Here is a 12745-nt window from a genome sequence, read left to right on the forward strand (position 1 = left end):
AGGAGGAGCACATGAAAAAGTTAAGCGTAAGTTTATGTTTGATTTTGTTTATCATTTTTCCTATGGAAGCTTTTGCAAAGAAAGATGCTGTAAAGACAAATACTGTAATAAAAATTCCGAATTCGGTTGTAAGCATTTCAAAGGAAAATACGTATCCTAATTCCGCTCAAGATTTGCCGTATCTCGAGCCGAGCAAATTGGCAAAGGAAATGTTGAAAACATCGAATGTTCCGATCACCAACCCGGACTTAATCCGAATTTTAAACGAGTCAAGCATCTCTCCTTCAAAGATTGCTATCGGATATCGTGCGAAAATTTATCTTGGGCAATGGCCGCTATCTTATCAATCGACGGAAACGAGTGCGAATTGGGAATATCAACAAATCAATGTGAATCGTCTGGACAACCGCGGCGGAAAAACGGCTGGAAAACTGCACTATGTTCAGCAAGCCCATAAGCGTATATCAGGAGGCCTAACGGCTAACATTCCAAACAGTGATGCGGTGAAAAAGATGATGATGATTGCTGCCGCAGAAAAAACGAAACTGCCTCTTTCCTTCCAAACAACGGTCGGGGGAGGAACGAAAAAAAATAATAGTTATCATGTTTCGCCAAAACAAGTCGGATATCTATATGCGTACGTCCCTGCTGTAAATGAAAGAGGGCGGGTAACGTATGGAGAAGTTTACATCGTTTTAAAAGGAAGCAAGCGAAAAATTGAAGTTCAGAACGTAACGCAACAGGGAATCGGAGCTTATATTCCGATCCAGGAACATATTTCATTTAAATACCATCCTTCGAGCATGTGAAAAATAAACCAGAGTGGACAAGTCCGACTCTGGTTTATTCTTTGCATTCTATCCAATTTTCGCCCCATTGCTGAATGGCATCGATGACCGGTTTAAGGGAACTTCCTTTTTCCGTCAACACGTACTCAATACGGACGGGAGTTTCCGGATAGACGTTGCGTGCTACAATTCCTTCAGCTTCTAATTCCTTCATTCGCTCCGTTAACATTCGGTCACTCATCTCTGGAATTTGTTTTTTTATATCTTTAAATCGTTTCGCTCCGCCAAGCAATACACGGATGATTAATCCTGTCCATTTTTTTCCGAGAATTTCAACGGTTGCTTCATATTTGGGACACATGCAATTGTAATCCATCATGATCACCTCAAATTGCTACGATAAAAACTTTATTGCATGAACGTTTTTAATTATAGGTAGTCTTTCCTATGATGATACTCTTTAAACTTACTTTTGTAAAGTGATATTAAAATCATTTAAAGATGGGATGACAATTTGGAAAAATCAACATCTTTATAGTACGTATCTTTCACTAGTAAATTCGGGCCAAGACATTTTACGTTTGGACAATGGCAGTTTAAGCTTTTGGCGGTCTTGCTTTCTGACCATTTCGCATACGCATCCATCAAAGAGGTATCTCGAATATTGCCAAGTGAAGGGGTATCGCCAAAGTCGGTTACGATAATTTCACCGTCAAATATATTGATATTCAGTCTTGAACGCCCATCAGGATCGTTGCGAACCGTAATATTGGGTTCTTTAAACAATCGTTGTAAAAGCTTTAAATCTTCTTGATTCGACGAGCATGCGTAAAACGGCAATGTTCCAAAAAGCATCCATACATCTTTGTTGCGAACATCAAGAAGACGGTGAATGGCCTCCCTCATTTCCTCTAACGTTAAAACTTCTAAGCCGCTTGCGAAATCGCTCGGGTACATCGGATGAACTTCATGTCTTATACAGCCCATTTCAATGATGTGCTGATGTATTTTTTCCAAATACGGAACGGTGCTTTTATTTAGCATCGTTTCAGCCGAAATGGCCACGCCCCGCTTAGAAAGCTCACGGGCGTTTGTTGTCATCCGCTCAAAAAGAGCGGCACGCTGCTCAAAAGAAGGCTTCTTCTCCATAACAGCAAACCCAACATTCGCAAATTCTTCGACCGTTCCCCAATTATGGGAAATATGTAATACATCAAGGTAAGGAATAATTTGCTCATAGCGTGACAATTCTAATGTTAAATTTGAATTGATCTGTGTGCGTGCCCCGCGCTCCCGTGCATATTTCAAAAGAGGCAAAACGTAAGATTCAACCGATTTTTTTGACAACATCGGCTCTCCTCCGGTAATACTAAAAGCGCGAAGCAAAGGAATTTCATCAAGCCTTTTGATCAATAATTCAAGTGGAAGCGGTTCAGGATCTTTTACTTGCAATGTATAGCCTACGGCACAATGGGCGCATCGCATATTGCACAAAGTTGTCGTCGTCACTTCAATATTCGTTAATTGCATCGATCCGAATTGCTCAACATCCATATATGCTTCCCACGGGTCATACGCAGGCGAAATCGGTGTTTTTACTTGCATGTTAAGAACTCCTTTAAAAAGATTGACGTGTTTTATTTTATTCTTGCTGGCAGTTTTTAAAGACCATAGCTTATCATAATACAAGTTAGACAAAAGAAAAAGTGGCCGTTGGCAAGAGAAAAGTTACGGTTGGCAAGGGTAACATGGTTTGTTACGCTATAACAGGTACAATGAAAGGAGAGAACAGTTTGGGTAAATCGATTGAAGATAAAGTAATGCAAAAGGAATATATTAAAAATCGGGTCGATATGCTTCTTAAAGTACTTGATTCGATTGATGCGGAAACTGCCGGAGTCGAGGAAATCGACAGAATTATCGGGATGCTGGATGAACTTGAAACAAAATGCAAGCAATTCCGAATTAATTGGGGAGAGGCAGCTCAGCAAGAAATGCGTTAAAACACGCATTTCTTGCTAAACCAGATGCCAGAAGTTTATACATACATTTCCAAATCCGTTCTTTGTCAAGAAGTCGGATTTTTTTGTTATAATAGAAAAGGTTTAGATAACGAAATCAAGGGAGTTATGGAGAAATGGACAAGTTTCAAGAGAGCATGTATAAGTTAATCGTTGAAACGTCTACTAAGCTGCCAAAAGACGTCAGACGAGCCATCGCTCGCGCTAAAGCGAAAGAGAATGCGGGAACGCGTGCGGCGATGTCATTAAGTACGATCACAAACAATATTAAAATGGCGGATGAAAACGTTTCACCAATTTGCCAGGATACAGGGCTACCGACGTTTAAAATTAAGGTTCCTGTGAATGTGAATCAAATCCAAATGAAAAAGGCGATTTTTGCCGCGATTGCCGAAGCGACGAAAAATGCGAAATTACGCCCGAACTCTGTTGACTCATTAACAGGGGCAAACAGCGGGGATAACCTCGGGGAGGGAACACCTGTCATTAAATTTGAACAATGGGAAGAAGATTACATTGATGTACGCCTTATTTTAAAAGGTGGAGGCTGTGAAAACAAAAATATTCAATACAGCCTTCCTTGTGAATTAGAAGGACTTGGCCGTGCCGGTCGTGATTTGGACGGCATTCGCAAATGCATTATGCATTCTGTTTACCAGGCGCAGGGACAGGGCTGCAGCGCAGGTTTTATCGGTGTCGGAATCGGCGGGGACCGTTCATCCGGCTATGAACTTGCGAAAAATATGTTATTCCGTTCTGCTGATGACGTCAATCCGAACGAAGATCTTCGCAAATTAGAAGAATATGTAATGGAAAACGCAAACAAGCTTGGCATCGGAACAATGGGATTCGGCGGCGAAACAACGCTTCTTGGCTGTAAAATCGGCGTCATGAACCGGATTCCGGCAAGCTTCTTCGTATCCGTAGCCTATAACTGCTGGGCATTCCGCCGTCTCGGTGTAAAAGTCGATCCGAATACGGGAGACATTGCTGAATGGCTTTATCAAGAAGGTGAAGATGTTGATTTCTCAAATGAGGATCACACAGCCGGAGAACAACAAGCAAAAGAAAAAACGCGCACTGTTGTGCTTGAAGCACCGATTACAGAAGAACAAATCCGCGAACTCCGCGTTGGCGATGTAGTTACAATTAATGGCGCTATGCACACAGGCCGTGATGCGATTCATAAATATTTAATGGATCACGATGCACCGGTTGACTTAAATGGCCACATCATTTACCACTGCGGTCCGGTCATGGCGAAAGACGAAGAAGGCAACTGGGTAGTTAAAGCGGCGGGCCCGACAACAAGCATTCGTGAAGAGCCTTATCAAGGCGATATCATGAAAAAGTTTGGCATTCGCGCCGTTATCGGAAAAGGCGGAATGGGCAAGAAGACACTCCAAGCATTAAAAGAGCACGGCGGCGTTTATTTAAATGCGATTGGCGGTGCCGCCCAATATTATGCAGAGTGCCTTGAAAAAGTAGAAGGTGTCGACTTTATGGAATTCGGCATTCCGGAAGCGATGTGGCACCTTAAAGTAAAAGGATTTACTGCCGTTGTCACGATGGATTCCCACGGAAACAGCTTGCATGAAGATGTGGAAAAATCCTCACTAGAAAAACTTGCCCAATTTAAAGAACCAGTATTTAAATAATGGTGAAAAACTCGGCGTTTGAGAGGCGCCGAGTTTTTTTATGAAAAAATTGATTGATATGCAGATCGAATTGACTGATACATATGGAAAAATGGATTGATACAAAAAATGAATGATACCTTTCTTAAATTGCTCGATATACGCTAATGATTGACCGATTTCCGTACTGAAAAAACTGATATTATTTAAAAATAAACTGGTGCTCATGTTAGTTTTTCCCTCGAATTCTTTTTACCCGGTAAAGAAAAATAAGAAATGCAGGTTAAATAGAAGAGGAGTGATAGTAATCGTGAAAAAATGGGTCATTCTTTTATTTGTTTTCATTCTTGCGTTTCCGCTATCGATCAATACTGCATCCGCTAATGGCGTTTCCAATAAACGATTCGAATGGTATTTTGAACGAAAAGGAAATGAAGTGCCGCCGACGACGGATAAAAAATATTTGAGCTTGATCAAGAAATATGACAGTTTGTTTATCGGCGATACGTCAAAAAAAGACATTTACCTTACATTTGATAACGGATATGAAAATGGCTATACCGATGACGTTCTTAATACATTAAAGGCAAAAAAAGTGCCGGCTACGTTTTTCGTTACCGGACATTATTTAAAAACAAATCCGGATTTAATAAAGCGGATGGTGAAGGAAGGCCACATTGTCGGTAATCATTCTTACCATCACCCGGATATGACGACGGTCAGCAATGAACGATTGAAAGAAGAATTAGAGAAAGTAAAGGAAGATTATACGAAAATCACAGGCAAGACCGATATGCACTATTTGCGTCCGCCAAGAGGCGTATTTAGTGAACGGACGGTCGCCGAGGCAAAGAAATTAGGATATACGCACGTCTTTTGGTCATTAGCGTTTTTGGACTGGGAAAGAGACCGCCAGCGTGGCTGGGAATATGCCTATAAAAACGTTATGAAACAAATTCATCCGGGCTGCATTTTATTGCTTCATTCGGTTTCCCGGGACAATAGTGAAGCGCTTGGCAAGATCATCGATGATTTGCGAAAAAAAGGGTATACGTTTAAAAGCCTGGACGACTTAAGGGCGGGGCAAACTATTCCGCCGGTTCTGATCAATCCATAAGAAAGCGTCTTTTCATTGGGCGTTTTCTTTTTTTATAAACAGGTCATTAGCTGATTCGTTGCTGCACATGCTATAATGTGACGAAGAAAAAGGAAGAAATGAGTGTTTATATGGCAAACGAGGTTGAACTAAAGACAGGTCAAACCATTCCTGTAACGATCAAACGGCTTGGCATTAATGGAGAAGGCGTCGGGTTTTTTAAACGAAAAATTGTTTTTATACCGGGTGCGCTTCCTGGAGAAGAAGTTGTCGCTGAAATTCAAAAAGTTTATCCGAACCGCGCGGAAGCAAAAGTGAAAAAAATCCGCAAGCGCTCAAAAGATAGAGTGGCTCCGCCGTGCCCCATCTATGAACAGTGCGGCGGCTGCCAATTGCAGCATTTAAATTACGCTGCCCAATTAAAAGAAAAACAAGATATTGTCCGGCAGGCATTTGAACGGTATACAAATATGGAGCACGATCAATTGCCGTTAAAGCCCACGATCGGAATGGATGATCCGTGGGAGTACCGAAACAAAAGCCAGCTTCAGGTGGCCAAACAAAAGGAAAAAGTCATTGCCGGGCTATATGGAATTGGTTCCCATCAATTAATTGACCTGGCAAACTGTAAGGTGCAGCATCCAGAGACAATCCGTGTAACCAATGTTGTAAAACAAATTCTACAGGATTTAAATATTCCGATTTATAATGAGCGAAAACGAAGCGGAATCGTACGGACGATCGTCGTTCGAACCGCTTTTGAAACGGGAGACATCCAATTAGTGCTGATTACCACTCAAGAAAAAATTCCGCGTAAAGAGCTGGTCATTTCTGAAATCAAAAAGCGCCTCCCGGAAGTTACTTCGATTTTGCAAAACGTCAATGAGAAAAAAACATCATTAATTTTTGGGGATAAAACAATTCCGCTTGAAGGACGGGAAACGATTACGGAAAGGCTAGGGGAATTGTCATTTGAGCTTTCGGCGAGAGCCTTTTTTCAATTGAATCCAAAGCAAACGGTGAAACTATATGATGAAGTGAAAAAAGCAGCCCGATTAACAGGGAAAGAAAAAATTGTTGATGCCTATTGCGGAGTAGGCACAATCGGCCTCTGGCTCGCCCCTGATGCGGCTGAAATCCGTGGCATGGACGTTATTGAAGAGGCGATAATAGATGCGAGAGAAAATGCAAAAAAACATGGCATCCACAACGCGGTTTATGAAACGGGAAAAGCAGAAAAATGGCTGCCAAAATGGGTAAAGGAAGGCTGGCGCCCGGACTGTATCATTGTCGATCCACCAAGAACCGGATGCGAGGAATCTTTTTTAAAAACGGTTTTACAGATCAAACCAAAACGAATGGTTTATGTATCATGCAACCCGTCAACCCTCGCAAAAGATGTCCACATGTTGATAACAAAAGGATTTAAGCTCGAATTGATTACCCCTGTGGATATGTTCCCGCATACGGCGCATGTTGAAGTGGTTTGTTCATTGGTGAATGAGAAATAAGAAATGTTAATAAAATAATTTTCAATGAAAAAATTCAGATATATTCACACTATCCACAATGTTATCCACAAATTTGTGAATATATTTGTAAATATACCATTAATAAGTCCTATAAAAATAAGTGAACTATGACAAATTACCTGCCGTTTCGACAAAATATCCACATTACTCACACTGTGTGGAAATTTTTATCCACAGGATATTAACGTTATTCCGGTAAAAGACCTGAAGCTCGGGCTACAGGTCTTTTGTCATAATTTTGTAAAAAATATTAGTGTTTTTTAGAGGATTTTTGCCGTTGATCAGCCGCTTCTGCACGTCCTTTTGCTTCTAAATCATCTTCGTCGGCAAGTTCTTCTGAATATTCGACATCAAGTCCGTCAGAAAGACCTTTATAATTAATTGCACGCTTCAAAAGTTTGTCCATGTCTTGTTTTTTTGTCATTGATGGATGCCTCCCTTAGGTTTTATTATTTTTCTCGATAAGAATGTTGTTTATCGTTAACTGCATTAAACTCTTTTTGATATAAAAATTCCTGCATTTTCGTTAATCCACCAAACCGCTCTTTAGACTGCTGCTTTTTGCTTTTCACGTTTACACCTCCAGGGATTTTACCAAAAATAAAAACACCCGTTTCGCCGGATGTTTTTATTTTGCGCAATTATGCTTCTTTTAATTGATCTTCTTCTTGCAATTCTTGCTTGGCTCGTAATTGATAAAGCATATAATTGTCTTTTTCAACATGATAAAGGTTATAAACATGGCCGTCTTTATTTAAACGGTCAAAGACGTCCTTTCTCGTTTCATTGGCAAGGGTGACATAAGGAATCTTTTCCGCCGCTTTTTGCGATCGAATATTTTCCTTTCGAATGCGCATAAAGACGGTATGAATATCTTTTTCAAAAAAAAGTTCAGAAAGAAATGCTTCTTTGGCTAATTTATTGTAGCCTTTGCCAAAATAGGGCTGGCCAAGCCATGTACCAAGAAAGCCGTTTCCATCCTGGACATCGTATAAATTGATCGTTCCGATTGGGTTATTCCACTCATCAAGTATCGTTCTCGAAATAATATTGCCCCGTTCTTCTTCTTCCATTGTTTGCTTCGTCAAAAACATGTACTCTTCTAAAGAGTATGCTTTTTGGCGCACAAAAGGGAAGACATCCGGGTGCACCATTAAATTGAAAAGAACATGACAATCGTTCAAATCACGTTTTTTTAACAATTTAATCCCTCCTTGAGGGCAGGGGAACACCCACCCTCGAATTAAGTAAAGAAACATTAATTCGGGGTGGGAATCGAACCCACTAAGACCGGATTAACTCCGGTGGCGCACCAGTTGCCTTCCCTAGCGTTTTTATAAGATTTTTATCAACGAATAAAATGCATAGCTTATACTTTATAGTTATATAATAAGACATTTTTTTTAAATTGAAAACAGGATTTTTTTGTCTAATTTTTGTAGATGATGTCGCCATTTATGAAAGTCATTACGGGTCTGGAGGTAAAGTGAAAAGGATGGCCGCTCCATAATGTAAGATCCGCATCTTTCCCGGATTCAAGGCTACCGACAAGATGATCAATGCCGAGGCTCCTGGCGGGGTTGATCGTAATTCCTTCCAATGCTTTTTCCTCACTCAAGCCTTCTCTTACAGCCAGTGCAGCGCATATATTTAAATATTGAATGGGCGTATAAGGATGATCGGTCGTAATGGAAACTTCAACTCCGTGTTCAGTAAGAATTTTATACGTCTCCCATGTTTTATTCGTAAGCTCTATTTTCGATTTCCGGGTTAATGTAGGCCCGACACAAACTTTTAAATTTCGACCGGAAAGTTCGTCTGCAATGAGATGTCCTTCCGTGCAATGTTCAATGCGGAGGTCAAGGTTAAATTCATCCGCGAGCCTGATCGCCGATAAAATATCGTCTGCACGGTGGGCATGAATTCGGACCGGAATTTTCCGTTCCAAAGCAGCCTTTAATGGATAGATTCGCAGGTTCGCCATTGGCGACTGTTTTGCATGATAAAAAGCTTCTCTAAGCATTCCCATAATGCCCATCCGGGTAATGGAATCATTTGAATTTGCGCTATGAATGCGTTTCGGATTTTCGCCAAGGGCGATTTTCAATGCGGCCATTTCTTTTACTAACATTTTTTGGATGTTTTTCCCGTGCGTTTTAATAACGGAAGTCGTTCCCCCAATGACATTGGAGCTTCCGGGCATAATATGAACCGTTGTAATGCCGTACTTTACAGCATCACGAAATGCCATATCAAGCGGATTGCAGCCATCAAGCGCACGGATGTGTGGCGTCAGCACTCCGTGTGTTTCGTTCGCGTCATTGCCCGCCCAGCCGGTTCCTTCATCATAAAGGCCGAGATGGGTATGCACATCGATGAACCCCGGAAGAAGATGAAGTCCATTCACATTTATAATTTCCGCATCAGAAGGAGGCTCGATTTTAGCCTCCACTTTTTCAATTTTCCCATTTACTATCAGCAAGTCACCTTTTTTGAGAATCGGTGAAGTGATCGGATAGATTTTCGCTCCGGTTAGTAATGTTTTCATTTTTCTCACCTGTTAATAAATCTTGTAACGCATGATGAAGGCGAGGATAGGAGAAGTCAAATCCTAGCTGCATCGCTTTTTCAGGATAGACATGCTGCCCTTTTAGTATTAGCATGCTCATTTCCCCGAGTAACATTTTTAAAGGGAAAGAAGGGACTATAAGCCAATGGGGCCGATGGATAACCGTACTTATTTCTTGTCCGAATTGGTCCATTTGAACAGGCTCAGGCGCTGTAAGGTTTATTGGCCCTGCAATTTCGCTATTTGAAAGCGCCCAGTCAAGCATTCGGACAGCATCGTCAATATGAATCCAGGATACCCATTGCTTGCCGCTTCCAATCCGGCCGCCGGCATAAAAGCGATACGGGAGAACGATTCTCGGAAGTGCTCCTTCTTCCCTTCCTAATATGACACCAAATCGGGCAAAAACAGTCCGAATTTCTAATTCTTTTATTTTGGCTGCCTCATTCTCCCATCGTTTTACGACCGTTGCTAAAAAATCGTGACCATTTGTTTTAGAGCGCTCAGTAAACCGTTCTATTCCGGAAGTTCCATATATGCCGATCGCCGAGGCGTTTATATACACGGACGGCTTTTTATTTAAGTGAGTAAGAAGTCGGAAAATCTCACGCGTGGCTAATAACCGGCTGTTTAAAATGGCAGTCTTCTTCTTTTTTGTCCAGCGGCCGTTAATCGTTTCACCGGCTAGATTAATTAAAGCATCAATGTCTTTTAAATGATGTTCCGGCTGGCTTTTGGGCGTCAGCCATTCGACATACGTAACGTTTGAACGATTTTCTTTAGTTAGTATATTCCGGGTCAATATGTAGACGTGATGATTTTGAGCAAGTAAATATTTTGTTAACGCTGATCCGACAAAGCCTGTACCGCCTGCAATAGCAATATTCATCAAGTGATCTCCTTTATAATAGAAATGCTTATCCTAAAAATTGAGAATATTTGATATAATGATATTGTTCCAACAAAATATAGTATACATCATTTAGGAGGGGGTAACATGGAGGCAAAGACGAATCTTCCGGTGAAAAGCCGCAATCCTATTTTAAAAACACTCATTTGGATTGTTGTAGCTTTAGCCGGTGGAATCAGCCTGTCAATCATCGCCTTACAAAGGGATGAACAAATTAATGCGGTCTGGTTCATTGTAGCATCTTTAGCTACATATGCAGTAGGTTACCGCTTTTATTCCCGTTTTATCGCCAATAAAATCTTTAAATTGGACAAGATGCGGGCGACTCCCGCAGAACGGTACAATGATGGGAAAGATTTTGTTCCGACAAATAAATGGGTATTATACGGACACCATTTTGCGGCGATCGCAGGAGCAGGTCCGCTTGTAGGACCGGTACTTGCTGCACAAATGGGTTATTTGCCGGGGACGATCTGGTTAATTGCCGGTGCCGTTCTTGCCGGGGCGGTTCAAGATTTTGTCATTCTTATTATATCCATGCGCCGGAAAGGAAAGTCATTAGGAGAAATTGCGAAAGAAGAAATCGGGCCAGTTGGCGGTTTTTTAGCGCTTGTCGGCATTTTTGCCATTATGATTATTTTAATTGCCGTACTGGGAATGGTTGTCGTCAATGCGTTAAAAGGAAGCCCGTGGGGAACGTTTACGATTGCCATGACGATTCCTATCGCCCTATTCATGGGGATTTATATGCGCTTTATTCGCCCGGGACGAGTAGGGGAAGCATCCATCATCGGATTCGCCCTTTTAGTCATTTCATTGATTGCTGGGCAGTGGGTTGCGGATTCAGAGACGCTTGCGCCGCTCTTTACATTTGAAGCAAAAACGATTGCGATTATGATGATCGTTTACGGTTTTCTTGCATCGGTATTGCCGGTCTGGCTGCTTTTAGCGCCGCGCGATTATTTAAGTACGTTTTTAAAAGTCGGTGTCATCGGTCTTTTAGCTATTGGTATTTTAATCGTATTGCCACAAATTCAAATGCCCGCTTTAACAAAATTTGTGGATGGAACAGGCCCGGTTTTCTCGGGGAACTTATTTCCGTTTTTATTTATTACGATCGCCTGTGGGGCAGTTTCCGGGTTCCATGCCTTAATTTCTTCGGGAACGACGCCGAAACTCATTGCCAACGAAACACATGCGCCAATGATTGGTTATGCAGGGATGTTAACGGAATCATTTGTCGCAATCATGGCGATGGTTGCCGCCACATTGCTCTCACCGGGCATTTATTTTGCCATTAATTCCCCGGCAGCTGCCATTGGCGTGGACGTTCATGCGGCAGCACAAACGATCAGCTCATGGGGCTTTACGGTTTCCGCAAACGAAATTAATCAGATTGCCCAAAATGTTAACGAACAAACGATTTTATCGCGTACGGGGGGGAGCGCCATCGCTTGCTGTTGGAATGGCTCATATTTTTTCAAAAATAATTGGCGGTCCAGAGTTAATGGCCTTCTGGTATCATTTTGCTATTCTTTTTGAGGCTGTGTTCATTTTAACAACAATCGATGCGGGAACACGGGTTGGGCGGTTTATGCTGCAAGATTTGCTCGGCCATATTTGGAAACCGCTCGGGAAAACGGAATCAATACCTGCCGGAGTCTTTACAAGTGCACTTGTAGTTGCTGGCTGGGGTTATTTCCTTGTCGTCGGTGTTACCGATCCGCTAGGTGGCATTAACACGCTATGGCCGCTGTTTGGGATCGTTAACCAGATGCTATCGGCAATCGCTTTAATAGTGGCGACAACGGTCATTATCAAAATGGGGAAAGCGAAACTTTCCTTTGTTACGCTCATTCCTCTTGCCTGGCTGCTTATCGTAACCTTTTCAGCTGCCTGGCAAAAAATCTTTTCAAATGTCCCGAAAATTGGATTTTTAAAGCAGGCGGAAGTGACCAAACAGGCATTAGAAAGCGGGAATTTGCCGCCTACGATTCCTTCGCCTGAAGCGGCAAAGCAAATCATTTTTAACAACCAGCTAGATGCTGCCTTGACCGCTATTTTTATGCTAATTATTATCGGGGTATTAATCGATGCTCTAAGAATCTGGCATAAAACTCTTGTGAAGAAAAAACAAGTAGCGACGTTTGAGGAGCCGTTTGTCCAGACAACCCTTGGCGAGGTGTAAATTC

At 41.8% G+C, this 12745-nt stretch carries 12 protein-coding genes and 1 pseudogene; 6 read left to right on the plus strand and 7 right to left on the minus strand.

From position 1 onward, the window contains the following. The first annotated feature begins 11 nt into the window (after positions 1 to 11). On the plus strand, positions 12 to 809 hold the full coding sequence (locus tag H538_RS0120160; RefSeq protein WP_026679101.1) for a YfkD famly protein: 798 nt from the start codon (positions 12 to 14) through the stop codon (positions 807 to 809). Between the two features lie 34 nt (positions 810 to 843). Here H538_RS0120160 and H538_RS0120165 read toward each other — a convergent pair whose 3' ends face one another. Beyond that, positions 844 to 1164 (minus strand): winged helix-turn-helix transcriptional regulator, encoded by a 321-nt coding sequence (locus H538_RS0120165; protein WP_026679102.1) that lies wholly within the window; start codon positions 1162 to 1164, stop codon positions 844 to 846. 119 nt (positions 1165 to 1283) lie between these two features. After that, positions 1284 to 2393: a radical SAM/CxCxxxxC motif protein YfkAB gene (yfkAB, locus tag H538_RS0120170; protein ID WP_026679103.1), complete on the minus strand. Its 1110-nt coding sequence runs from the start codon at positions 2391 to 2393 to the stop codon at positions 1284 to 1286. 188 nt (positions 2394 to 2581) lie between these two features. Between yfkAB and H538_RS0120175 the strand changes: the two genes are divergently transcribed. From H538_RS0120175 to rlmD, 4 genes are all read left to right on the plus strand, one after another. After that, positions 2582 to 2791 carry an SE1561 family protein gene (locus tag H538_RS0120175; protein ID WP_026679104.1) on the plus strand — a complete coding sequence of 70 codons (210 nt, stop codon included), beginning with the start codon at positions 2582 to 2584 and terminating at the stop codon, positions 2789 to 2791. A gap of 134 nt (positions 2792 to 2925) precedes the next feature. Beyond that, positions 2926 to 4467: a fumarate hydratase gene (locus H538_RS0120180; RefSeq protein WP_026679105.1), complete on the plus strand. Its 1542-nt coding sequence runs from the start codon at positions 2926 to 2928 to the stop codon at positions 4465 to 4467. A gap of 289 nt (positions 4468 to 4756) precedes the next feature. Further along, positions 4757 to 5563, plus strand: coding sequence for a delta-lactam-biosynthetic de-N-acetylase (gene pdaA / locus H538_RS0120185; RefSeq protein ID WP_026679106.1), 807 nt, complete (start codon positions 4757 to 4759; stop codon positions 5561 to 5563). Positions 5564 to 5661: 98 nt separating this feature from the next. Beyond that, positions 5662 to 7053 carry a 23S rRNA (uracil(1939)-C(5))-methyltransferase RlmD gene (gene rlmD / locus H538_RS0120190; RefSeq protein ID WP_245595286.1) on the plus strand — a complete coding sequence of 464 codons (1392 nt, stop codon included), beginning with the start codon at positions 5662 to 5664 and terminating at the stop codon, positions 7051 to 7053. A 271-nt stretch (positions 7054 to 7324) separates the two neighbouring features. On the opposite strand, the gene H538_RS25825 is transcribed toward rlmD, so the two are convergent. From H538_RS25825 to H538_RS24660, 5 genes are all read right to left on the minus strand, one after another. Next, positions 7325 to 7498, minus strand: coding sequence for a YfhD family protein (locus tag H538_RS25825; protein WP_154658046.1), 174 nt, complete (start codon positions 7496 to 7498; stop codon positions 7325 to 7327). A gap of 25 nt (positions 7499 to 7523) precedes the next feature. Then, positions 7524 to 7646: a hypothetical protein gene (locus tag H538_RS27005; protein ID WP_281172207.1), complete on the minus strand. Its 123-nt coding sequence runs from the start codon at positions 7644 to 7646 to the stop codon at positions 7524 to 7526. A 69-nt stretch (positions 7647 to 7715) separates the two neighbouring features. Then, a complete protein-coding gene (locus tag H538_RS0120205; protein ID WP_026679110.1) occupies positions 7716 to 8276 on the minus strand; it encodes a GNAT family N-acetyltransferase in 561 nt (186 codons plus the stop codon). A 227-nt stretch (positions 8277 to 8503) separates the two neighbouring features. After that, positions 8504 to 9622: an amidohydrolase gene (locus tag H538_RS0120210; RefSeq protein ID WP_026679111.1), complete on the minus strand. Its 1119-nt coding sequence runs from the start codon at positions 9620 to 9622 to the stop codon at positions 8504 to 8506. Continuing rightward, positions 9558 to 10532, minus strand: a complete 975-nt coding sequence (locus tag H538_RS24660) for a TIGR01777 family oxidoreductase (protein ID WP_081412742.1) — start codon at positions 10530 to 10532, stop codon at positions 9558 to 9560. Before H538_RS24660 ends, H538_RS0120210 begins: the two co-directional genes overlap by 65 nt. A gap of 108 nt (positions 10533 to 10640) precedes the next feature. Here H538_RS24660 and H538_RS24665 point away from each other — a divergent pair. Beyond that, positions 10641 to 12741 (plus strand): annotated as a pseudogene (locus tag H538_RS24665) (carbon starvation CstA family protein). The last annotated feature ends 4 nt before the right edge of the window (positions 12742 to 12745 follow it).

It is taken from the genome of Fictibacillus gelatini DSM 15865 (assembly GCF_000430745.1).
Taxonomy (GTDB): Bacteria; Bacillota; Bacilli; order Bacillales; family Fictibacillaceae; genus Fictibacillus_A; species Fictibacillus_A gelatini.

What these genes read in the sequence shown, in the direction of transcription:
- H538_RS0120160 (WP_026679101.1), top strand. Translation starts at nt 12, where the DNA reads ATGAAAAAGTTAAGCGTAAGTTTATGTTTGATTTTGTTTATCATTTTT.
- H538_RS0120165 (WP_026679102.1), bottom strand. Translation starts at nt 1,164, where the DNA reads ATGGATTACAATTGCATGTGTCCCAAATATGAAGCAACCGTTGAAATT.
- yfkAB (WP_026679103.1), bottom strand. Translation starts at nt 2,393, where the DNA reads ATGCAAGTAAAAACACCGATTTCGCCTGCGTATGACCCGTGGGAAGCA.
- H538_RS0120180 (WP_026679105.1), top strand. Translation starts at nt 2,926, where the DNA reads ATGGACAAGTTTCAAGAGAGCATGTATAAGTTAATCGTTGAAACGTCT.
- rlmD (WP_245595286.1), top strand. Translation starts at nt 5,662, where the DNA reads ATGAGTGTTTATATGGCAAACGAGGTTGAACTAAAGACAGGTCAAACC.
- H538_RS25825 (WP_154658046.1), bottom strand. Translation starts at nt 7,498, where the DNA reads ATGACAAAAAAACAAGACATGGACAAACTTTTGAAGCGTGCAATTAAT.
- H538_RS0120210 (WP_026679111.1), bottom strand. Translation starts at nt 9,622, where the DNA reads ATGAAAACATTACTAACCGGAGCGAAAATCTATCCGATCACTTCACCG.
- H538_RS24660 (WP_081412742.1), bottom strand. Translation starts at nt 10,532, where the DNA reads ATGAATATTGCTATTGCAGGCGGTACAGGCTTTGTCGGATCAGCGTTA.